The organism is Parendozoicomonas sp. 209JJ7-1, assembly GCF_058147085.1.
Map to the genome: position 1 here is coordinate 83,161 of NZ_JBYVJU010000006.1, position 24,173 is coordinate 107,333.

General features: G+C 47.9%; 14 protein-coding genes and 2 riboswitches. Of the genes, 8 read left to right on the plus strand and 6 right to left on the minus strand.

Annotation, left to right across the window (positions count from 1 at the left end):
• Window positions 1-140: 140 nt before the first annotated feature.
• Complete coding sequence (locus ACY2RQ_RS07710; protein ID WP_490112382.1) at window positions 141-1,001, minus strand: hypothetical protein; 861 nt, start codon at window positions 999-1,001, stop codon at window positions 141-143.
• Window positions 1,002-1,283: 282 nt separating this feature from the next.
• Complete coding sequence (locus ACY2RQ_RS07715; protein WP_490112383.1) at window positions 1,284-2,429, minus strand: ABC transporter substrate-binding protein; 1,146 nt, start codon at window positions 2,427-2,429, stop codon at window positions 1,284-1,286.
• Between the two features lie 76 nt (window positions 2,430-2,505).
• Window positions 2,506-2,625, minus strand: a riboswitch (guanidine-I (ykkC/yxkD leader).
• A gap of 368 nt (window positions 2,626-2,993) precedes the next feature.
• Here ACY2RQ_RS07715 and ACY2RQ_RS07720 point away from each other — a divergent pair.
• The 7 genes from ACY2RQ_RS07720 to ACY2RQ_RS07750 all read left to right on the plus strand — a co-directional run bounded on the left by ACY2RQ_RS07720 (window position 2,994) and on the right by ACY2RQ_RS07750 (window position 11,618).
• On the plus strand, window positions 2,994-4,073 hold the full coding sequence (locus ACY2RQ_RS07720) for a putative urea ABC transporter substrate-binding protein (RefSeq protein WP_490112384.1): 1,080 nt from the start codon (window positions 2,994-2,996) through the stop codon (window positions 4,071-4,073).
• Between the two features lie 23 nt (window positions 4,074-4,096).
• Window positions 4,097-4,921 (plus strand): ABC transporter permease, encoded by an 825-nt coding sequence (locus ACY2RQ_RS07725; RefSeq protein WP_490112385.1) that lies wholly within the window; start codon window positions 4,097-4,099, stop codon window positions 4,919-4,921.
• Window positions 4,921-5,814: an ABC transporter ATP-binding protein gene (locus ACY2RQ_RS07730; protein WP_490112386.1), complete on the plus strand. Its 894-nt coding sequence runs from the start codon at window positions 4,921-4,923 to the stop codon at window positions 5,812-5,814. Before ACY2RQ_RS07725 ends, ACY2RQ_RS07730 begins: the two co-directional genes overlap by 1 nt.
• Window positions 5,815-5,854: 40 nt before the next feature.
• Window positions 5,855-5,974: riboswitch (guanidine-I (ykkC/yxkD leader) on the plus strand.
• A gap of 60 nt (window positions 5,975-6,034) precedes the next feature.
• A complete protein-coding gene (locus ACY2RQ_RS07735) occupies window positions 6,035-6,802 on the plus strand; it encodes an urea amidolyase associated protein UAAP1 (protein ID WP_490112387.1) in 768 nt (255 codons plus the stop codon).
• 11 nt (window positions 6,803-6,813) lie between these two features.
• Entirely contained in the window at window positions 6,814-7,452 is a 639-nt protein-coding gene (locus ACY2RQ_RS07740) for an urea amidolyase associated protein UAAP2 (protein ID WP_490112508.1), read from the plus strand.
• A gap of 203 nt (window positions 7,453-7,655) precedes the next feature.
• Window positions 7,656-11,258 (plus strand): urea carboxylase, encoded by a 3,603-nt coding sequence (uca, locus tag ACY2RQ_RS07745; protein WP_490112388.1) that lies wholly within the window; start codon window positions 7,656-7,658, stop codon window positions 11,256-11,258.
• 75 nt (window positions 11,259-11,333) lie between these two features.
• Window positions 11,334-11,618 carry an accessory factor UbiK family protein gene (locus ACY2RQ_RS07750; RefSeq protein ID WP_490112389.1) on the plus strand — a complete coding sequence of 95 codons (285 nt, stop codon included), beginning with the start codon at window positions 11,334-11,336 and terminating at the stop codon, window positions 11,616-11,618.
• 34 nt (window positions 11,619-11,652) lie between these two features.
• Here ACY2RQ_RS07750 and ACY2RQ_RS07755 read toward each other — a convergent pair whose 3' ends face one another.
• The 4 genes from ACY2RQ_RS07755 to ACY2RQ_RS07770 form a co-directional block, all read right to left on the minus strand.
• Window positions 11,653-12,309, minus strand: a complete 657-nt coding sequence (locus ACY2RQ_RS07755; protein ID WP_490112390.1) for a DUF799 domain-containing protein — start codon at window positions 12,307-12,309, stop codon at window positions 11,653-11,655.
• A complete protein-coding gene (locus ACY2RQ_RS07760; RefSeq protein ID WP_490112391.1) occupies window positions 12,309-12,677 on the minus strand; it encodes a DUF4810 domain-containing protein in 369 nt (122 codons plus the stop codon). The genes ACY2RQ_RS07755 and ACY2RQ_RS07760 overlap by 1 nt, the downstream gene beginning before the upstream one ends.
• Window positions 12,678-12,693: 16 nt before the next feature.
• Complete coding sequence (locus tag ACY2RQ_RS07765) at window positions 12,694-13,374, minus strand: CsgG/HfaB family protein (RefSeq protein ID WP_490112392.1); 681 nt, start codon at window positions 13,372-13,374, stop codon at window positions 12,694-12,696.
• A 254-nt stretch (window positions 13,375-13,628) separates the two neighbouring features.
• Window positions 13,629-13,796: a hypothetical protein gene (locus ACY2RQ_RS07770; RefSeq protein WP_490112393.1), complete on the minus strand. Its 168-nt coding sequence runs from the start codon at window positions 13,794-13,796 to the stop codon at window positions 13,629-13,631.
• Between the two features lie 487 nt (window positions 13,797-14,283).
• Here ACY2RQ_RS07770 and ACY2RQ_RS07775 point away from each other — a divergent pair, with 487 nt between their 5' ends.
• Window positions 14,284-24,126 carry a hypothetical protein gene (locus ACY2RQ_RS07775; RefSeq protein WP_490112394.1) on the plus strand — a complete coding sequence of 3,281 codons (9,843 nt, stop codon included), beginning with the start codon at window positions 14,284-14,286 and terminating at the stop codon, window positions 24,124-24,126.
• The last annotated feature ends 47 nt before the right edge of the window (window positions 24,127-24,173 follow it).

A 24,173-nucleotide genomic window follows, 5' to 3' on the forward strand; every position in this document is an offset into this window, starting at 1 on the left:
TTGTTGTTAGCAAAAGTTGTTAGCGGAAATAGCTGTTAGCAGAATCTGGATTTATCGATTTTCTTATAGAAGAAATTGGTGACCGGCTGACCACTATGTCTGAGGAGGTTCGCTGAGTCTGCAATCGCTGGTAAAGCGCTTCAGAGGGTGCAGGTATTTTTGTCGGGTATGTCCGGAAAATTAAAGCTAATCATTTCGTACTCCAGATCATTATCGCCCTGGAAGATCGGTTTGTTGGGAGAGTATTTTTTGAAGTATCTGGTCATAGTGCTGTAAAAACTTTTTCCTTCCCTGATTTTTATCTGGGTCAAGGTAAGGTTATCAGCGATCAGGTATTCCTGATCGTTGACTTTGACACAAACATAGCGGTGGGATGAGGATTTGTCTGCGGACCGAACCCTCATACTGGTAAAACTGTTGGAATCCATTGCCTGAAACAGCTGGTTGGTTTTTTGAACCGTCAGAAAGTCCGGAATGAATCTACCATTCATGTCTTCTACCGGAAAAGCGTGCAGTGGGAAGTCTCTGGCCATTTCCGGGGGGAGCACCCGGTAAAATTCAAAGCTGCTGGCCACGGCTTTCTTCAGAGAAAACACATCGGCCATCGCACCATTAATAATGACATCAATGCCCGGGTAAGAGTCCAGTATGCTGTCAGAGAATTCCGCAGGTGTTCGCGCTTCCTCCGGTGGGTTGGCCATGGGTACGCTTTTGTACTTGCGTGGAAATTTAAACAACCCATTCTTTACTCCCTCAGGCCCATACTGCAGGTAAAGAATAAGAGATTCGGAAATATATGTGCAGAACTGCGTGGAGCTGGGATATATATCAGGGAATCGCTCGGTTAAATATTTATCGGTAAAATTCCGTGCATCTTTTACAACCTGCTGACAGGATTCTCCCGCCTCCAGCTGCTTTTCCAGAAAACTCTTTCCGCACCACCCATATGGGCATGTGAACACCAGCAGCAAGGTGGTCAGTCTCAAAACAACAACAGACAAACTGGGTGACCGGGAGCCAAAACAGTTCATGGGCAAATAGTCGTATAGGTGAGGTAAAACCTGAACTATATAGCAGGTATGTACCAGAATGCGGCAACAAAAGTGGCAGATGCTGAACGGGATCAGGATGCGGGACTGTCTACTTCCCTTCGGATTGTTTGCAGTCAGCGTGTTGATAGAGAGCTGTTGGCGGTCCTCCCTTTGAACTGTCCCTCCTTTGAACTGTCAACATAGAGTGGAATTGCTCAAAGGAAGGGCCGCCAGGCGAGATAGAAAAGTGCCTTACATGTTTCTATAGTCCCACTGCTCGCCAGCCAGCTCGTAGCTGGTGCGAATCAGCCCAAGCCCCTTCAGGGCTTTCTGAATATTTGTATTCAGGGTCTTCAGGTTATATTTGTAGTTTTCATCCTGCAGGAAACTGATATTGCCTTCCCGGTCGATGAACCGGGCATCCCAGAACAGGTCTTCCATGGGGCCAATGGCGGTTTTGTCATCCAGCAGAATGTCTGCGGAGGTTTCCAGAAGCTCCAGTCTTTCCGGCTGGCTGAGATGACTCATGGTTTCCATCAAATTCATTTGACTTAGAATCAATGCATTGACGAAACGCTGGACCATATCCCGGTTTTTATTCAGGAAGTCACTGCGAACCACATAGACGTCAGCAATAATATGACGGGCAAACATGGTAGACGTAATAAGTCGTGCGCCTTTTACTGAACCACGGTTGCCGGTACCAACAGTGCGGTTGGTGGTCAGTACCAGGGCGTCCGGCAATACCATAAAGGCGGCGTCTATATTATCCCGAATAAAGACTTCAGGAGGGGAATCGGGGGAAAGAGTCAGGTCCGGCTGCCAGTTGATGGTGACATCATCCATTGACAGGCGTTCTTTCTGCAGAATGGTGGTAAGAAAGTCTACGTGGGGGCCATAAGCCTGCAGGGAGATGGTTTTCCCCTTGAGCTGACTGGTTTTCATAATGCCCTGTTTGGCCACCAGGCCGTCCCCACCCTGGGACCAGGTCATCTGGTAAATCACCACAGGTTTAGTGCGCGGGTCCTGGTTCAGCAGTTCTACGGCCTGGTTACACATGCCGACTGTGCAGCGCAGGAAAGGGGTTTTACCGGAGATATAATCCCTGAGCTGCTGTTTGAAATCATCCTGACGCACCAGCTCAAATTTCAGCCCGGCCTTATCAAACGGGCTGCCTTTTTTGGTGGTTTGGCTGATACCGTTGGCATTAATGGTGTTCATATCTCCACCCCAGGTAATCAGGGGCAGTTTGATGGTCTTGTTACTGGCAACTTCACCAACGGGTGTGTTGATGGCATCGATCAGTGGTCTGGGGGATAAGTCTTGGGCTCTGGCCAGGGTGGCAAGAATTGCAGTAAGACAGACCAGCAGGAATGCCTGACAGGCTCTGATAAGCATCTTGTCTCCAAATAATTGTATAGAGTCGTTCTGGACAGACGAAACGGCCGTTTAAGCACTCATCATGCGTGCTTTGATCTCCCGGGCTTTTATCCCTCCGTGTAACCTCGCCATCTATACAACACCTGTGAGGTCGATAACTCTCGGACCAGACACCTGAATAATTATCCCGGCCGGAACCCTAGTTATCTATTCAATATTACAGTGGACGCTTCACTTCCTGATTATCTGCATATGTTTGTTTAACAGTGTGTTCGATTAACAATGGGCTGGCCAAAGTTAAATTTTGAGACGATGGAAGTTATTATCCATCGCTTCAGTATTCTCAGGCGCGCTATTATTCACAGATAAACGAGAAGGTATATGTAGTAAATATGTAACATTTCAATTTTGTGCGCTGGTTCTCATTCGGTGGGAAATAGAGATTGAACTGTTATTATTATTACCTAAGGTTGGCAGCTTTATGATTGATATGAGCGCCTTTTAGGGGGTTATGTCATCAGATCAGCCTGTACCCGGATTTAATAATACTGGTGACAGGGATGTAACAGGAAGGAGCTTCAAATGAATAATAACAGTCCTTTTGCCTCACGCATTCTCGGCGTGCTGGTGGTGTGTATGACCCTTTTGTCCTGGACCCAGTCCGCTCAGGCGAAGGCTATGGAAAAAGACAGTTTTAAAGTGTGCTGGTCTATCTACGTCGGCTGGATGCCCTGGAGTTACGGTGATGAAAGCGGCATCGTGAAAAAGTGGGGGGAGAAATACGGCATTGATATCGATGTCGTTCAGATCAACGACTATGTTGAATCAATGAACATGTACACAGCCGGTGAGTTTGATGCCTGCACCATGGCTAATGTTGATGCCCTGACTATTCCCGCTGCAGGTGGTATTGATTCCACGGCTCTTATCGTTGGTGACTTTTCCAATGGTAACGATGGTCTGGTTCTGAAAGGCGCTGATAAGCTGGAAGCCCTGAAAGGCCAGAAAGTGAACCTGGTTGAATTGTCCGTTTCCCATTACCTGCTGGCCCGTGCCCTTGATTCGGTTGGTATGAGTGAAAGAGATCTGACCGTGGTCAACACTTCTGATGCAGATATCGTTGCTGCCTACAGCACTCCGGAAGTGACCGCTGTTGCTACCTGGAACCCCCAGCTGAGTGAAGTCAGCTCCGCAGCGAACAGCACCAGGGTGTTCGACTCCAGCATGATTCCCGGTGAAATCGTAGATACCCTGATCGTAAATACCAAGACTCTGGAGGCCAACCCCAAGCTGGGTAAGGCTCTGGTTGGCGCCTGGTATGAAATCATGGGCCTGATGGAAGCCAGGAACAAAGCTGCTCTGGAACAGATGGCGACGGCTTCTGGTACTGACCTGGCCGGTTACAACAGCCAGCTGGATTCCACAAAGATGTTCTACAGTGCCGCTGAAGCCGCCAGGTTCACCAGCAGCAAAGAGTTGGTGGAAACCATGAAGAATGTAAGCCAGTTCTCCTTTGACAAGGGGCTGCTGGGTGAAGGCGCCCAGGACGCTGGTTTTGTGGGTATGGAATTCCCCGGCAACGTCATCGTTGGCAACAAGAACAACGTCAAGCTGCGTTTCAACGCTGATTACATGACCATGGCGGCAGAAGGCAAGCTGTAAGCTTATATGGTGGATTGTATATAGTGCGACGTATTATGAATATCAGCCCGGGCCGCCCTTTAGGGGTGGCTCTCGGGCTGATTCCGTTTCTGGCGATACTTGTCGTTTATATTCTGGCGTCGTCAGCACGGCTGGAAGAGAACCCGGCGGATAAACTCCTGCCGGGTTTGTCGACTATGGCTGATGCCATGACTCGTCTTGCCTTTGAGCCAAGTCGCCGAACCGGTGAATATGTGTTCTGGCAGGATACTCTGGCCAGCATGGAACGCTTGGGTTATGGCGTAGGCATCAGTGCTTTGATCGGGTTGGTGTTTGGCAGCCTGACCGGGCTGATCCCTCTGTTTCGCGCCAAAATGTCACCTCTGATTACGGTGCTCTCAATGGTGCCGCCCCTGGCGCTGTTACCCATTTTGTTTATTCTTCTCGGAATTGGTGAAGTTTCAAAGGTTGCCCTTATTGTGTTTGGGGTCGCGCCGTTTATCGTTCGTGATCTGCAGCAGAGAACCCAGTCTTTTCCCCATGAGCAGATTGTCAAAGCCCAGACACTTGGTGCCGGCACCTGGCTAACCCTGGTGAGGGTGGTTATACCTCAGCTGATGCCCCGTTTGATTGATGCGGTGAGGCTATCTATGGGAGCAGCCTGGTTGTTCCTGATAGCGGCGGAGGCCATCGCTTCAACGGAAGGCCTGGGTTACCGAATCTTTCTTGTTCGCCGTTATCTTTCTATGGATATTATTCTGCCCTATGTGGCCTGGATCACCCTGCTGGCCTATGTGATGGATGCTTCCCTGAAGCAATTATCCCGCAGACTGTTCCCCTGGTATCACGCTGAACAGGAGGTACGCTGATGTTGCAGTTTCAGAATGTCTGGCAGGAATACGACGGGCAGGTGGTACTGGAACGGCTCAACTTTACCGTAAACAAAGGCGACTTTGTCACAATAGTTGGCGCGTCCGGCTGCGGTAAATCAACGCTGTTAAGGATGTTGCTGGGATCAGAACAGCCGAGTCGGGGAAATATTCTTCTGAATGGCGAACTCCTTGAGCAGGAGCCTTCACCGAAGCGTGGCATTGTGTTCCAGCAGTACTCAGTATTTCCCCATCTGACTGTGAGGGATAACGTTGTATTTGGTCTGGAGCTGCAACAGAGCCGTTGGCTGGGGCGTCTGTTTGGTAAGGCGAAAGTGCAAGTCGTTCAGCAGGCGGAAGATATGCTGAAGTCTGTTGGGCTGGGGCATGCCATGGATAAGTATCCAACGGCTCTTTCGGGAGGAATGCGTCAGCGCCTGGCGATTGCCCAGTCTCTGGTGATGGAACCTGAAATCCTGCTGCTGGATGAGCCTTTTGCTGCTCTTGACCCAGGTATTCGCCGGGAGATGCAGGATCTGCTGCTGGAACTCTGTGAACAGACCGGTGTAACCGTATTTATGGTGACCCACGATATTCAGGAAGGTTTCCGTCTTGGTACCCGGCTCATGGTTGTGGATAAGGTGACAAGCAGCCATAAGAGTGAAGCCAATACCGGTGCCATGATAACCTATGACCTGCCGTTAAAAAGAGCGACCTCTGGTCATGCATCTTCAGAACCTGCCAGTGCAGAACCTGCCCGTGCAGAAGAAGCCGCATACCAGAAATTACCACAACTGAATCAAAAAACTGTTAAGCCAGCGATGTCTGACGACAGGACAGACAAGAACAGTACAGACAAGAACACAACAGAGGTAGAAGACGCAGTAGCCTGAATGGCTTAAGCCGTTCTGGTGAATGGACAACAGTCTTTACACAATAGATAACTAGGGTTCCGGCTGGGGATATTGACTGCCAGCGACTGGTCCGAGAGTTATCGACCTTTTCTGCCTTAAGGCTTCGAAGGTTACACGGAGGGATAAAAGCCCGGGAGATCACGACAAGCGTCCATGGTTTCTGCCTGTGTAACATTTTGGTGAATAGCCCGGAGTATTTATGGAAGGCCGCCCAGAAAAACAACGTTCAAAATTCCGAACCTCGGAACAATCTCTTTACGAAGACACGATCCCACCAGCATCACATTGGTCTTTGACCATGAAACGCGGTCATGTTCTGCGCCTGACAGATATTGACGGCGGCGCGAATGTAGGGATGTTGTTTTACAACCCCGTTAATCTGCTGGAACGCTATAACGCCCCCGATACTTTGAAGTGTCAGCACACATTCAAGTTGGCCCAGGGCCACTGTCTGTATTCGGATATGGGGCGAATCTTCTGCTCAATCACCTCAGACAGCCTGGGCTGGCATGACACCGTATGTGGCAATGCTTCCCGTGATCTGGTTGAGGAAAAATGGGGGCGGAAGACTTATCAGAATTACCATAACGACCGTAATCAAAATGGTACCGGCAGTTTTCTGGTGGAACTGGCCAAATACGGGCTGGGCAAAAAGGATATGGCCGCCAATGTTAACTGGTTCAGCAAAATTGCTCCGGATGATAAGGGTAATCTGCGTTATCAGGAAAACTATTCCCGCCCGGGTGATTCTGTCGATCTACGCTTTGAGATGGATACTCTGGTGCTGTTCCACACCTGCCCGCATCCGTTAAATCCTGCTGAAGAATACCCCCGTAAGCCGGTAACTTATCAAATTCTGAAAGCTGCTCCTGTGGCCGAGGATGATGAGTGCAAAAACAGCTGTCCGGAAAATCTGCGTGGCTTTAAAAACAATGAACTGTTCCATCTTCAGGGTAATTGCTTGTGATTAAAAAAAGCATGATAAAAGAGAGTCTGTTAAACCCTGATAATGCCAGTTACCGCAAGATGATTCCGGCCGGTGATTACTGGATGCATATGGTTGGCAAAGGCCAGACCCTGCGCATCCTTGATCTGGAAGGTAATCAGGCGGCGGATACTCTGTTTTACAATACCTGGGATCCGACCGAGCGTTACAGTGCCATTGATACTGTGCGTGAGCAGTCTAATGTTTACCTGACCGCCGGCTCAAAATTGATGTCCACTGAAGGGAATGTGCTGCTGGAGATTATTGCCGATACCTGTGGCCGCCACGATACTCTGGGCGGTGCTTGCGCGGCGGAATCCAATACTGTGCGTTATGCGCTGGAAAAGAAGTGTATGCATGCCTGTCGGGATTCCTGGCTGCTTGCCGTGGCGGAGAATGAGCAGTTCGGCATGACCAAGCGGGATATTACCCATAACATTAATTTCTTTATGAATGTGCCGGTGACTCCCGATGGTGGCCTGACCTTTGAGGATGGTATCAGTGGTTCCGGTAAGTATGTGGAGCTGAAAGCGGAGATGGATGTAATCGCTTTAATCTCCAACTGCCCTCAACTTAATAATCCCTGTAATGCCTATAACCCGACGCCTGTTGAGGTTTTGATCTGGGATTGATGTTTGTTATCGATGCCAGAAAAATCGAGTGAAAGGGATATGTTTGCAAAGCCCATGGATGGGCTGAGAGCGCTTCAGGGCAGGACAGCCCTGCAGCGCGGCAAATATATCCCTTTTGCTTGATCTGAAAACGGTCAGTGGACGACCTCTGACTGATAAAGAACAAGGGCTGGACGACCTGCCCACAGAATAAACAACAAAACATGTTTAAAAAGATTCTGATTGCCAACCGTGGTGCCATAGCTACTCGCATTATCCGCACCCTTCGCAAAATGGGAATTCAATCCGTTGTCGTTTATTCCGAAGCAGATGCAGACTCTCTTCATATCAGTCAGGCAGACGAATCCTGGTCACTCGGTGAAGGTGCTGCACAGGATACTTATCTTAACCAGGACAAGTTGTTTGAGATTATCCGCCAAAGTGGTGCGGAAGCTGTTCATCCCGGTTATGGTTTTCTGAGCGAAAATCCTGAATTTGTTGAACGCTGCGAGAGGGAAGGTGTGGTCTTTCTGGGGCCAGCGCCGGACCAGATACGGGCTTTCGGATTAAAACATACCGCCCGTGAACTGGCGGAAAAGACCAGTGTTCCATTATTGCCGGGCACAGGGCTGCTGGAATCCTGTAATGAAGCCTGCCAGCAAGCCGGAACCATTGGTTATCCGGTTATGCTGAAATCCACCGCCGGTGGTGGCGGTATAGGTATGCAGCTCTGTTACAGCGAAGACGAGTTACGTTCTGCCTGGGATTCCGTACGACGGCTGGCGGGCAATAACTTTTCCAACAGTGGTGTGTTTCTGGAGAAATTTGTTGAACAGGCCCGGCATATTGAAGTCCAGGTATTTGGCGACGGCCAGGGTAATGCCATTGCCTTTGGAGAGCGGGACTGTTCCAGCCAGCGGCGCAATCAGAAGGTTATTGAGGAAACTCCGGCTCCCGGGCTTTCTGAACAGGTTCGTGCAAAGTTGCAGAATGTCGCTGTTCGGCTGGTGGCCCAAACCAGTTATCGCAATGCCGGTACCGTTGAATTTATTTATGACCAGCAAACTTCAGCGTTTTATTTTCTTGAGGTCAATACCCGCCTGCAGGTTGAACATGGGGTAACCGAGCAGGTCTGGGGTGTGGATCTGGTGGAGTGGATGGTACGTCACGGTGCCGGTGAGCTGGGTGATTTGAATGTTCTGAAAGAGGGTTTAAAGCCATCCGGCCACTCTGTTCAGGTGCGGCTTTATGCGGAAGACCCCGGCAAAGATTTTCAGCCTTCTGCCGGTTTGCTCAGTTATGTTGATTTTCCGGAACAGGGTGATGGGCTGCGTATAGATCACTGGGTGGAATCCGGAGTAGAAGTCTCTCCTTTCTTCGATCCTATGCTGGCCAAGGTTATTGTTACAGCTGAGAATCGTGAGCAGGCAATCAGCCAGCTTTCCGCAGCATTGGATAATACTGAACTCTATGGAATAGAAACCAATGTCGCTTACGTGAAAAGTATTCTTGGCAGTGATGTATTTGCTCAAGGGAAAACAACCACCAGAACACTGTGCAATTTTCCATATCGGGCGAGCACCATTGAGGTATTGTCCGGCGGTACCATGAGCACGGTGCAGGATTATCCCGGTCGTACCGGCTACTGGGATATTGGCGTACCGCCTTCCGGCCCTTTTGACAACTGGTCTTTCCGACTGGGTAACCGTTTGCTGGGCAACCGGGAAGAGGCGGCAGGATTGGAGATTACCTTCAACGGCCCAACCCTGAAATTTAACGGCGGTGCTCGTGTGGTGCTCGCCGGTGCTCCCATGGATGTCACCCTCAATGGAGCAGGAGTTCCTTTCTGGGAAACCATTGAAATATCTGCCGGCAGTACACTGAAAATCGGTAAGGCTGGCCAGGCCGGTGCCCGCAGTTATCTGTTAATTGCTGATGGTCTGGATTGCCCGGATTATTTGGGTTCGAAATCTACCTTTACACTGGGGCAGTTTGGTGGGCATGGGGGGCGGGCTTTGCGTACCGGTGATGTCCTTAGATTCTTCGGGGAAGATTCTGCTTCAACCATAACAAGCCTGCCCGATTCCCTGCGTCCGGCTATCAGCAATATCTGGGATATTCATGTGACCTGTGGCCCCCACGGTGCGCCGGATTTCTTTACTGAAAAAGATATTGAAACCTTCTTTGAGGCAGAGTGGGAGGTTCACTACAACTCCAGCCGTACCGGTGTTCGCCTGATTGGTCCCAGGCCGGAATGGGCACGCTCCGACGGTGGCGAAGCGGGTATGCATCCTTCAAATATCCACGATAACGCTTATGCCGTAGGTACCGTAGACTTTACCGGGGATATGCCGGTGATTCTGGGGGTGGATGGACCGTCCCTTGGTGGCTTTGTCTGCCCTGTGACTATTGTGGCCGCTGAACGCTGGAAGATCGGACAGTTAAAAGCGGGAGATAAAGTCCGCTTTTTACCTGTGTCTCTGGAAGCAGCGGTTGAACTGGAAAAGCAGCAGAACCAACTTCTGGAAAACCTGAAAGGCAATATTCAGCTGCCGGAAATTTCCGGTAGTACCAGCCCGATTTTGAAAACCATCAGTGAACAGGAAAACGGTGTGCAGGTGGTGTACCGGCCATCGGGGGATAAGTATCTGCTGGTGGAATATGGCCCGCTGGAGCTGGATATTACCCTGCGTTTTCGTGTTTATGCCCTTATGCTCTGGTTGCAGAAACAAAGTCTCAATGGCATTCGTGAGCTGACACCGGGCATTCGTTCCCTGCAGGTACACTACGACAGTCTGATAATATCTATTAATGAACTTCTTGAGGTTCTTGCCCAGGGGGAACGTGAACTGGCGGATAGTGAGAAACAGGAAGTTCCCTCCCGTATTGTTCATATACCCCTGTCCTGGGATGACGACGCATGTCGTCAGGCCATTGAAAAGTATATGCAGTCTGTTCGCTCTAATGCTCCCTGGTGCCCGAGTAACCTGGAATTTATTCGGCGTATTAACGGCCTGGAGTCTGTTGAAGAGGTTAAGAAAACCGTCTTTGATGCCAGTTATCTGGTGATGGGGCTGGGAGATGTTTACCTTGGCGCGCCTGTTGCAACGCCCCTTGATCCAAGACACCGTCTGGTGACTACAAAATATAATCCTGCCCGTACCTGGACGGCTGAAAACTCTGTTGGTATTGGTGGTTCATATCTATGTGTATATGGAATGGAGGGGCCGGGCGGTTACCAGTTTGTTGGGCGAACCCTGCAGATGTGGAACCGTTACCGGAAAACGGCAGAATTTGAGCAACCATGGCTGCTGCGCTTCTTTGACCAGATTCGCTTCTATGAAGTCAGCGCGGAAGAGCTGCAAACAATCAGGAAGGCATTTCCCCGTGGGCAATATCCTCTGAAGATTGAGCAGAGCACCTTTAACCTGAGTAACTATCAAGAGTTTCTGCAGGAGAACCGTGAATCCATAGAAGCTTTCACCCGTCAGCGGGAAAAGGCGTTTGATGACGAGCTGCAGCGCTGGATTGAAACCGGGCAGATTAATTTTGAAACTGACCAGGCCCTGACGGGTGAAGATGAGGTTGAAGATAGCCTTGAAAATCATCAAACAGCGGTAGAAAGCCATGTGGCCGGAAGTATCTGGAAAACCCTGGTTAAACCCGGAGATACAGTGGCAGAGGGGCAGCCTGTGGTGATACTGGAATCCATGAAAATGGAAATAGAAGTGGCTGCACCGGTTGCCGGTACAGTGGACTCACTGAATCGCCAGCAGGGTGAGCAGGTCAGTGCCGGTCAGCGCCTGCTGGTTCTGGACGAGGCGTAATTCCGGCAGGCTTTGACGGTTTCTGTCCCCGCCGGTATTCTGCCGGGGAATACATTCACTCCAGGTGGGGGCAGCATGATTGATAAGGCCGACTTTATTGGCACCGTAACCGGTAAATTGCAGGATCTGGTCGGCAGTGGCCCTGTCCAGCCTCTGAAAGAGGATCTGGAAAAGAATATCAAGGCTGTTCTGTCCAGTGCTTTCAGCAAAATGGAGCTGTTAACCCGGGAAGAATTTGAAACTCAGGTTGCAGTACTGCAGCGCACCCGGGAGATGGTGGAAGCTTTGGAAAAGAGGGTTGCGGAACTGGAGAAAGAGATTGAAGAACCCCAGCCGACAGGTGAGAGTCTGTTGAAGTAGAAGTAAGGGCAGTCTTAAGGCTGCCCTTCAGTTTTTACTGTTGCCCTTTAACGGCTTGTCGGTAGGGGCCATTGAGAAGACCCGAGTGCTGATTTCCTATGGCGATGGTGTTTGCCATATTAGAAACCTCGGGGGTCATATCAAAAGTGGAACCTATCATTTGCTGAACTGCTGCGGCAATCAGCATACCTGCTAAGCCACCACCGGAGTTATTCTGAGGGGAATGTTCGGCATAGGCAAGTCCATCCCATAATTGCTGACCTGTTTTCGTATCAACAAGTTTTAAGTGAGCCTTTACAATGGTGACCGAAGATACAATATTGTATTTTTGCCCCCACTCCTCTATCTGAACATAGAGGACAGCATCTGCCCCTATGTGTTCACGTATTTTATCCAAAGGGATAGAGTTCATCTCTGCAGGGGTCGGAAGCCCGTTCTCTTTCAAAAACTGGTCAATAACCGCAACAGGGAAAACATAATATCCTTTCTCAGCCAGTGGTTTGGTGATTGTAGACAGGTATATATATGGAGCATTTACCTCAACACTGTCATTCATTGGGGGGATGACAAGTATAGAGCGAGGCTTGTTATTCTTAAGGGCGGTGTAATCATACGGTTTTTGAGTTACACACCCTGTCAAAAAAATAGTCAGTACGGGCAGAATAAGTATTATTCGACGAATAAAGCTCATTACAGTTGTGCTCCTTTTTTCTGATTACGGAGCAGGGTGTCTACAAGAGCTTTTGATTCGGGGAACAGTTTTTTCTCTGTCATTAGAGCCTGATTGGCCTGCTGAATTTTTCCTGCAGAGGAATACAGCATGGCAAGGTGGATGTGAAGACCTGGTGGAACAGACTTTCCGGTATTCTCAGCTTGCTGGATATCCACAAGTAGTTTGTTGATTTGCTCATCTGCAGATGTTTCACCAGGCTCTGTGTACATAGTACGTATCTGCTCCTGGTAGTCTCCCCAGTAATAAAGATTGTTGTTTTTGTTCACACATGCTGTGAGCAGTAACGATGCCGATAATACGACGCTTAGATTTATTAGCTTGTACATAATTTACTTCTTAATATTATTTTTCTACCGTCCACATACCGTTATCAAGGTCAGCGGTCATGTTATTTACTGCTTCTTTTATAGCAAAATTTAGCACTTTACCGTTCAGTGTGGCGTCATAGCCTGCACTGCCACCAAAACCAACAACCTGACGATTGCTGAGTGCGTATTCACCAGCTCCCTGGGTGGCGTATACGATTTCGGATGTGAGAACATCGACAATATTGAGTGAGACTTGGGCGTATGCTGTCTGTTTTTTGCCTGCGCCTAAAATGCCGAATAGTTGCTTGTCTCCGGTGACCTTACGGCCGAACTCAGTCACATCACCAGTGATGATATAGCGAGCACCACTTAACTGTTGTTTTTGACCGCGAAGAGAGGCTTCATTACTGATATTGCTCATATTCGTGCGATCAACAACTTTAAAACGATTTGTTTGTTGCAGGTGGGTTTTTAAAATGGTTTTGGCCTGATTGCCTAAGCGGTCGCTGCCCGACGAGAACATTCCTTGCATGTAATTTGAACGATTATCAAACTGTCCTACAGCAAGTGTTGTTTTTATTCCCGCATATGGGGTGTTATGAGTTGTCACCTTTTGAGGGATAACTGTCTGGTGAGTCTCTGTAGCGCACCCGGGCAACAGTATTGCGGTCAGGACTGCAAAAGAAAGACTTTTCCCAATGGTGGGCATGTGCATAGTAAGTACCGTATATTTTGTATTGTAGTGTCGGTGGTTGCACTATATATCATGTCATGTTCGTGTATGTAATCCTATGTTGCTTCTATGGGGTTAGGATCCAGAAAATCGAATTGGACTCAACACTTTTGAGGATTTCGATAGTGCTTCTAAGAAAGCACAATGGAGTTTTTCGAATTTGCCACGATGCAGGCCCTTCCTTACGGAAGCCCAGTATTCATCAGCTTCGTTAATGGAAAGTGGAGACAAAAAGACTACACCGCTTCTTTATATTCAGGTTCCTGATGTACCCCGTGAGATACCTTATTGCCATCGCTGTCTACAGATACCATAACCACACGGTCAACATGGGTAATCACTTCATGGGTCATCTTGTTTCTGACCTGGCATTCCAGAATGATCAATGTTGTACCAATGTGCACCAAGTTGATGCCTATCTCTACAACATCCCCCAGGCTTCTTCATCAATCCAGCTCAAGACTGTCCCGCCAAACAACCGACTGGCGTGGTTCAGGTCTTCGTGCTTGATCATTTTGCGTGTGTAGAATTTCATTTTTCTTCCGTGTTGTGTGGACGTTCTGCCAAGCAATAGCATATTTCAGGCCAATGACGAAAAATCTTTTGATCCCAATCCATGAACCTGAAAATGCTGCCTATACTTGATGCCCTCAGGATTTTAGAAAATGAGAATAAGCAGTGCGGCCATTCAGGTTGGGTACCATAGTACTTTTTTGTGTCTGTGATCTTTTCTGTATTTGTAAATTGTGGTGTCTGTTCAGGGTTAGTGCTTTAGCTCTGGCCTTATTGTTTTTTCCTGTTAATGGGTTTTCAGCTTCAAAAACTGATGTTAAGAACCTTCCTTCTGCGTCTCCTCCTCCTCTTCTTGAATCTATTGAAAGGAGAGAAGGGGTGAATACTCCTTCCCAAAAAGAAAAAGGTGGAGATGTTGCCTCCAACCCTTTTGTAATGCTCGGTTTGCTGGGGGAAGAGAAAGTTGCTGAACATTTTCATCGCAGAATAGAAGTCGTGCCAGGCAGAGGATTGTGTATAGCCGATGCAGTATCTCTTCAGCATCCTGTCGCTGACTATCATGTTGCCGGGAAAAGGCTCTTGGCAAAAGTGGTTATTCCTTACTGGCAGGGAGAGCTGGATAAGCCCGGCAAAAGTGCAAAATTAAAAAATTATGAGAATCATGTAGAAAAAAACAGCAAGTCCAGTGATGGAAAGACACTGGAGGACAGACTCAAGAAATACAGGGGTATTGTTGATGGAAGTATCAGGGTAAAGGATCTTGATGATGTGGATCAGCTGCTTATTGCAGGGAGTACAGCGCCACTGATTATTTATTATCCCCTTGGTACGGGAACAACATTCCTGCCCATGAAAGTCATTGATAATGGGGAACAGGTTAATATCCATTATTACTCCCTGCAGGAGTTTCATTCGCGTCAAAAGAGAGCCGACTGGATATACCTGATTTACAGAGAAAGAGGGAAAGAACCTCACTATGACGCTATGGTTTCTTCTTCCAGCCGAAAGCGCAGCCCTGCATATCATGAACTTGAAGATACCCTGTTTAACACTCCTCAAACCCTGAATCAATTGATGCAGATAAAGCAGTTCTATCTGGAAATGGGAGATATGAATCTTGAAGAGTCCGACAGGCGTGATCTTTTTCAGTTACTGGACGACCAGATAGCAGCACACACACCACAACTCACACCAGTACCAGAAACAGCAGAGCAAAAGGCCGCTGTCAGTCATTTGCCAAATCCCAATACTGAATCTGTACAAAAGGAACAGACTGTTCCGGTTCCAGCTTCTACTCCAGTTACTGTCTCGCATCCTGCTGCTGAGCCAACTTCAGTTTCTGCCCCTTTGCCTGAAGGCAAGCCCGCTCCAACACCCGCAGGCAAGCCTGCTTTAACAATTATGGTGTTAACATCGCAGGAAAGCTCGCAAGTGCTCAGTAACCCTCAACAGCAGTCAGGACAAAAAGGAGGAAAGCAGAGACGAAAGGAAATAAAGCAGGCTGAACGGGACCGGGCGGAAAAAGAGAAGATATTTATTGAAAGAGACAGGGTGAGGGAAAAAGAAAGAGAATATAAAGAAGATCAGAAGAAGTTAAGAGAAGCCGCACTGAGAAGTATTGAGGAAGCGAGTAAAGAAGCCACCACAGGCTTGAAAACTGCTCAAGTTCCCCCGTTAGTCAAGGCTGCTCACCAGCCCGACAAACCGTTATCAAAAAGAGTGTATAAAAGGCAGCAGCGCCAGGTCAGATCTTTTTCCCAAAATCAGGAAAAATCAAAAAATACTGCCCTGACTTCACATAAAACCTCTGCCCTGAAGGTGAGTCCCGAGCCTCCTGGTACGAGAGTAAAAAAAATCACCAGCCCTCCTGTGGCAACGTATACAAGAGCGGATACGAAAGAAGCTGTTACGCCATCTGAGCCTGTAACAGAGCCGGACCCAGCCAGGTCTGAAATAATAAAAGATTCTTCAGGGCAGATGACGGAAACATTAACAGAGCCTGTTAAAGGAGATATTGTCAAAAAAGATATTGTTGAAGAGGAGCAGGTTAAAGAGGAGCAGGTTAAAGAGGAAGTTGCTGCTGTCATAGGCTCCTCCCCGGAACCCTCTTTCAACCCACTTACTTCTAAAACTAAAGGCCGAAGAAAAAAAGGCAATAGCAGAAAGGTAAACAAGGGCGAAGAGTTGAAGACGGGAGTCGTACAGGCAGAGCCCCCACAGCAAGAGTCTCCACAGCAAGAGGGAGCAAAAGCCGCCGGGGAAAGTCCGGGAGAGTTCTGGGATAATGTTATCCGGCAATGGATGAATTGTGTCCGCGATATTCACAAACTGGAAAAAGATGATCACGCTCTTGCCCATTTTGTGTTTTACCTGGCAGACCTTTTTGATATTCAAGATAAGGTTTACTGGAAGAAAGTTATTGAACCGAAGACCATTGAAGCGATAAATCGCTTTATCAATGAACTGGAGACATTAATAAAAAATCCCGTTGTTCGTCTGAATGTGAACTGGGTGCGCTTTGATATTTTAAATACCTTAACCGGTTCAACCATGCGTACGCAGCATACTCAATTAACATCGAAAGCTGATATTGAAAGTAGAAAAATATGGGAGGAGAAGCAGGAAAAAATACAAGTAAGCTATAACGCTTTATTCAAATCCTGGACGAACGAAGAGAATTCTTCAGACATTAAGGCATCTTTCTATCGGACAGGTGTTTTACAGCAGGCAATGAAATTCTCTGACAAAAGCCAGACATTGCTGGAAACAATGCGTCAGATATTTGAGCAGCAAGTGAATCTTCCAGAACAAAGGAAACCATGGGCCCCCGTACGTTCTCTTCTAGCCCTGCAGATGAAGGGTGTTGGCGTGCGAATGATAAATCCTGATGGTTCTGTAACTCTGGCATGGGAGCCTGCTGTGGGTAGCACGCCAATATTGAACCTGGGTTATGATCAGCGTGGCCTGTTAGAGCAGACCGGAGATTCTCAGTTTGCGGCTGCTTCTTTGTATACAGAGCCTTCCCATGAAGCGCATCCAGAGCAGGAAACTGCATTCCAGACTGCTGATCTCACCGATGAAATTAATCAGTCACTCGAACAACTGAAAATAAGCCAGCCTCTTGAGAAGGAAACCCTGGGTATAGAAGGGCTTACACAGCTTAATGAAAGAGTACCACCCCTGGGGCAGTTTCCGATAATGCCAGGGAGCAGTACGGCAGTACTGGGTGACACAAGTCTGTGGAAAGCCATGGTCACCATGAAAGGTACACAGGAGCACAGGGAGAATAAGCCTCCTCTTCTGACTTTTTCCGTTCCTGGCAAGAGTCATGAACAAACTATATTGATACAGCGTTTGGAAGTTGCGGCTACTTATGGCCGTCCGGAGGGCTGGCTACTGGCTGCATTGCTGGAGATTTCAACGATCACTGACCGGCATGTGAATTACTCGCTGTCGCCACTGAGAATAAACAGGGTACTCCGTCCTTTACGTCTGGCGGCGATTGCAGGCTACAGGGATGCAGTCCGAATGCTGGCAGAGATTTATACCTATTCTCCGGGTCTGTTTGACCCCGAAGGCTTACAGCGCATTTTCCGGAGAATGAAAGAGAATGAACGTCCTTTTCCTGAAATGTGTGTTGTTTACGGGGGAAAAAAAGTCTGCAGTTACAAACAGGATCCATATCTTGATCAAGTTATAACTGTGCTGGAGGAGAATAACAGCAGGGAAAAGTTACAGAAGATATTGAACCAGGCCGGTCAAAAAGTCGGGATAAAAACGGATACCGGGCAGCCCGATCAGGTAATTATTGAAACCCTGAAAAACACTGTAAAACAGAGTGATGGCAGTCATGCGTACATTGTACGACTGGCCCGGGAATATGTATTGCTGGTGAATCTTGCGGCAGTGCAACAAGGGTTCAAAATGTCCGGAGACATGACCAGGTATTTCCTGAGTGCGGGCACTGTTGCCCGGGCCATGTTAAGTGATTCCAATATCCAGACTGTTAAAACCTGGACAGCCGTCAGAACCCCGGAAAATATGGGAGGTTTTGACAGCCAGGAACAGAAAAGCCAAGACTGGGCGAAAGTTGTAACGACCCAGGCCAGCCTTTCACCGGAGCCTCTTTCATGGATGATTACTCTTCTCAATGAACGGTTATCACGGAACCTTCCTGTTCCAATGGATTTAGTGGATGCCTGCATGGATCAGGTACGGACTCGCTCTCTAACCCTGCGCACCTGCGATGAGCGGATGTTAATCTCAGAAATAGTGGAAACAAGTGTATTACAGGGAAATGAACAGGCTCTTCTCAGGTTATGGCGTTATTTATCCCATAATATGGGGGGGGAACATGATCCTCGTATACTGGCCGTTCTTACCCCGTTAATCAGACTGAAATCTGTTGAAGCCCTCATTGGCAGCCATCTGGTTTTCCCGGCCAGCGAAAATGCTTTTCCTTCAATAGCCATGCTGTTGAACAGAGCCTCCGAAAGTAAGGAGAACTTCAGGCGGTCACTGCATTTGTTAAAGCAATTGCAGACCCAGAGTTTAAATATGTATGTTATCAAAGAGGCTATTCAGGCAGAAAACCTGATGATAGCCATGTCGGTCCCCGCAGACTGGAAAGCCCGTTCTGACAATGTGTTACCTGAAGTTGTCCCGGGCCTTGAGACCTGCAGGCTTGGCAAGGATGAGTTGACGTTTATGTCCAGACTTATCCATGGAGAAATTACGCTGGAAGCTGACTCCGTGTGGGATTTATGGAAAGCCAATTTTCCTCATCTGGAACAGAATACCCAGGATCTTGCCGCACTGGACCTCCATCAGATTATTAAGCCTTTATTGTCGGGAAATAAGTTAAATCTGGCAGCTTCGATAGAACAGCGAAAGTCAGTCTGGTTTCTGCTTCTTACTAAAGCCTTGAAGGGGGATGTGGAAGCTCTGTTTCTGTCGGCTGTTATAGCTGCGTCTTTTTGGGATTCTCCTCCCGCGCCGGATAAGCAGGGCTGGCCATGGATATCCCTTGTTGTATCCCCGCTGCTGCAAATATCAGCCTCACATCCCCAGGCTCGAATTATGTTGAGAGACACAATTCTGGCAAGGCGTAACCGGAGCCAGTTTTCTCTTTTGCTGTTACGGATGGTGTTTCATGAAAAAGGGGGCGGGAAATACCAGAACTATCGCTTCAGTCGTGATCCAATAACACCCGTTGAAATACAGGGGGACCAGAAAGAGTGGGAGCTACTCAGGGAGTGGCTGACAGATAAAAAACACTGGTCTGGTAAATCTCTGGTGGCCGCTGTACTGGCTATGGAGCACGATGTTGTAAAAAAAGATCCCACGATTGAGGCATATGAATATCCACTTGATGGAGAAATGGCTTCCAGGAGAGAGCTGAACCAGCAGCTTGCGTTATCGGCAAAGATGCTGATGAGAAGAACTCTTCTGGAAATTGCTTTGCAGAAAATGGGCAGAAACACAAATAAACAGGAAGAGACAGTCAACAGTAAGGAAGTAACAGATATTTATAAGGCGATCATACACCTGAGTCGAATGGGTACCCAGGACGCCGTGATAACAAGAGAAATGGCGGGGGTGGGAAGCGCCGATTCGATGCTGCTCTTTAATCAGGGATTGCTGGACTTGTGGGAGCTTGGCAGGGAGGTATTTCCAGGTAAGGCGGGAGTGGAAACAAGCCTTATGGCAAGCGCTTCAGCCCTGTTTCTTTCTCCGGAATATATGTGGAGAATTGTTAGTGCATTTAAAGTTTATCCCGATGCCTTTCCTTTCTTCAGCGAGCGTGTGCGTATTGTTGAGAATTTTAAACGTCAGTGGATGCCGTTAAATGAATCGACCGCGCATCTTCCTGTGCCATCTGACCGATTTGGCCTCAAAATGAAAAAGCAGAAGCTGAATCCCGTCCAGCGCGCGGAGGCCATGCGTATTGCGGTTAAAAACATAAGGGGAGCTATCCGTAAGACCGAATATATACCAGTGAATGACTGGGTATTTGCAGATTCCGGTTTAGATACAGAGGAAAATCCTCTGGAGGAAGATACTGCCAGTGTACAAAGCGCGCTGAAAATGAAACTCGCAGCTCTTGAATCGGAAGAGGGAGAAAATGACATTGCGGCTATCGCCGAACTGCAATACCAGCTGGCGCTCACCTGTTTTGGCGTAACAGAAAATTCTCCCTCCGGAGCACTGTTTCACCAGCAGATTCCGGCGGACAACCTTGCCCAGGGGGAGGCTTTACTGGCCCAGTGCTCAGAGGCGGGAATGATTGACTGTAAGTTATTGCAGATTTCCCTGGTCGCCGCAAAAAAGCTGACTGAAGCAGAGAATTCGCTTTCAAAACCCGGTCCGGAGCTGACTCAACAGGTTATTCTGCCATTAATGCGGCTGGCAGATAACAGCTACATGGCCGCCGAGCTACTGGCCAGAATTTTGCCCGTATATGGCAGCCATCATGTTCATTCCGGGTTGTATATACCTTTCCTTATCAGGCTGTTTTTGTCGTGGGGAGAGCGGCTTAAGCCTCCCGCATTTTACTTTGACAGTCAGGTTTACGCTTCTTTCAAAAGTCAGCCTCTATCGTTCTTAAGAGTGTTGGCGGGGGGCTATGAAGTACCCTGGAATCCCAGAGACTCAAAGCAGCAGTTATGGAGTATCGCCGCAGATATTCTGGCCACACACAACCAGCTTAATAAAGAGGAAGTGGTCGATTTATCCAGAAGAATGAATAAATTCCAGGAGAAGGATGAACACTGCGAAGACAGTGGATTGAGAGCCCTGCTCACAGTACTTATGCATAACCAGTCTAAAGGGTACCAGAGCTTAAAGGAGAGCATTCACTTCGTAATTCAAAGATTGCCAGAAACTCCATCTGAAAGAACGGTCATTAACAACATAAAGTTGGAAAATACGTCACGCTATCCACTGAGTGTCCACAGCAATGACGTGGAATTATCCCTGTTGTATGCAATGGAGAAGATGAATTCTGGGGCGCTAAAACGAGTCGAAGCGAGAGCTATAGAGTCCTTCCATCTGAAAGATATGTCTATGAACAACGCTGCGGCTGCAGTTCTTCCCGTGGAGCTTATGGCACGGAGTGGCATGCTGTATCGTGATGCGGAATCTTTGAAAAGACTTGCCAGTCTTTACCTGGACAGCCTTGATGAAGATGAACCCATTCCGTTTGCTGAAGAGAAAGCTGCACTGCTTCGGAAGCTGGCTGATGACTGGGGAGACGGGGACAGGGACTCTGACAGCGATACCACTGAGAGCCTGGTTGAGAGACTGGAAGAGCTTCAAATAAATAATTCTGAACCGGATGACAGAAGGAATGGAGAACAAGACGACAACCCGGTTCTTGAGCAGGATATACCCACCAGAAATATAGAGAAATGGCTTCATTCCAAAAAACTTGAACTCGCAGAAAAACTGTTTACGCAGGCCATAAAGGAAGTGAGCCAGACAATTCAGAGCACATCTGACCATATGGGTATTTTGCAGATTCAATGGCCAACGACCGCTGATCGCCGTAATCAGGTGTTAAAGCAACTGGAGTTGTCATCGCAGCTTGGTAATGGTCAGGCAGATCTGGCTCTGGCAATGATTGCAGAAGCTGAACATGATTTTTCCAGGGATGAGCCCGGAAAACTTTCACCTGAACGGGCCGGTTTGGTTGTACAGAGGGTACGGCAGGCCCTGAGACGTGGCCAGGTTCAGGCTATGAACTGGCTCTGGGATATGATGGTTGACAATATTGCCTTGTCTGATACAGCCGGTTATCTCGCCCTTGTTCGGGAAGGAATAAAGGTGATAAAGGAGCCTGATGGGTTTCTGCTGGAGTTAAGGTATCGGCCAGAACAGGGAGAAGAACATATTTATACAGTCCATCCCCATGGGATTCCAGTGGTGGAAGGGCGTTCTATCCTGACGAGTCTGCTCTGTATTCTGGGTGACACTGGGTCAGACAGAAGCAAAGCCCAGGAACTGGATAAATTGCGCACTCAGCTGAAAAGTGAAGATAAAATACACGATCAGTTGCTGGCATCAGTGATTCGGCAACTTGATCCAGATGTTATTCCTCCCCAGGAGAATATCTCCGATGTTATGCATGATGAGTTGTTGTTAAAAACATACCGGGATATCGGGCATATTTCTGGCCCATGGAATGTTCTGTGGAAAAGTAAGGATGAATTAAAAAGAAAAGCAGAATTAAGTAGAAATGATGAAGGCCAGTTGGTTGAATTGCTGCTGGCCAGCAAACAGGATGAGATTTTTGTTGCCCTGATCAAATACTGGCTGAACGTTCTTCAGCAAAGAATGGTTATTTCGCCGGGAAAAATAACGGAAGCACTTATACAGGAAGCCGCTGATACCGGAGCACTTAATCATTTTAAGAGCGCTGTTGCCTTCTCCCGGTTGCTTTATAAAAACAGGGAAAAGCTTATCCAGAAAAAGATTATCAGTGAACAGGATATTCACCGATGGTTAAAGATACTGCTGTGGCGAGCTATGGAGCAGGACAGTGCTGATGCCCCTGACTTATGGCATAAATGGTTTCATGATGTAGATGAAATGGCGGATATTGCCGTTCATCGTTATTTATTCCAGCTGGAGAGTCCACAAACAGAACCTGAGACCCGATTGCGAATAATAAAAAAGCTTATCGGTATTTTAAAAAGGGGAAAAAGGCCGGAGTTGGTGGATTTGGTCAGACCCTATATGGAACGCCAGAATCTGGCCGCTTTGTCGATGAAAGAGCTTGAGAGTATCGATAAGGTTTTTGGAACTGAGATTCTAAACAAGCAGTTGTTGAAAGCACTGTCGGACTGGTTACAACAGCATAACCTTGCCCAGCCCGATGATGACTTCAGTGAGCTTATCCTGATATTTGAGGAAAGACATAAACAACGTCGGGAGTGGTTGCACTGTTTTAATGAACTGAGCACAACCTCTGCCTATACCCGCGCAAAAAAAGAAGCAAAGCTGGCGCTGGGGCATTTGTTTGCTCATTTTGGTTTGTGGATTACAGGAAACGGTAAATTTCTTTCCGGACAATCCCTGGAGTTTTTGACTCCGAAGTTCCAAAACAAAGTGCTGTCCCTTTATCAAGCGGCTTATGATCTTGGTTACAACATCGTCGGGCAGAACCTTTCTATTGCCCATGAGGACAGACTGTCTGAAAGCATTGATCCGGGAACCGGGCTGGTTTCACAGGAGTGGCTGGAGAAGGTTCTGATTCCTTTGTCCCAGGCCGCGGAAGATTCTGTTGTTGCCAGAAGGCGGCTTAGCCATCACTTGCTTTCTTATCCGGATCTCAGGCATTTGCCTTATCTGGTCAGGTTACACAGTGTGGCCGCCCATGAAAGAAAAACAGCAAGGACAAAATTCTGCGGGGAGCTTGAAGACAGGGATAACCCCTTGTTAAAGGCAGAGCTCGCTGATATTCCCGAACATCTTGCGAATATACTGCAGGCAGATATTGAATCCCTTAAGGATACAGAATTAGGTCGTTTGATACTTTCCCACATTTTTTTGGATGATTGGAGCAAGAAGCCCGAAGCTGCCGTTGTACATACCCGCTATGCGGACCTATATATAGAGGGAACGAGGAGCCGTAAATGGAAGAGAGACTGGGAATATGTTGACCTGCTCAGGCTCTGGAATGATAGCGATATGTTTGACAGTAACCGTAAAAGGGATGTTGAAGCACTTTATACATGGCCAGGCAGCAACGCGGACCCAGTTCGAGAAAAATTGCAGAAAGTATCGAAAAAACCATCAGAAAAAATAGATATGAAGCTTATGGCCAATGGCAGCATATCGGTAAAAACCTATGAGCAGATGCTGCTGGATATGGAAAAAATCGTTCTGAAAGGATTTGGTCTGCCTGAAAATACAGGGCATAACAGTTTGCTGCCGGTCCAACTGTTACTGATGACTAATACTGGCTACATGCATACCCATGACATGCTTTTTTACGGCAAGCATTATCTTGATGCGTCACGACGTCCTGAATCGACTATTTCTATGGCAGAAGAAAAGGGGGTATTCCTATTGAAAAAGGCTGTGGATCTGGGAATGATGAATGCCTGCACAGTTCTGGCCGAGCACTGGGCGCATACAAGACCGGAGCATAGCCAGGCATTACTCCGGTTCAGGGATGAGGTTGATAGGCTGATAAAAGAAGCACGTACAGCGCAATAGAGCCTGCTGAGTTTTCTTATAAAATTTCAACAGGCTTACTACGGGGT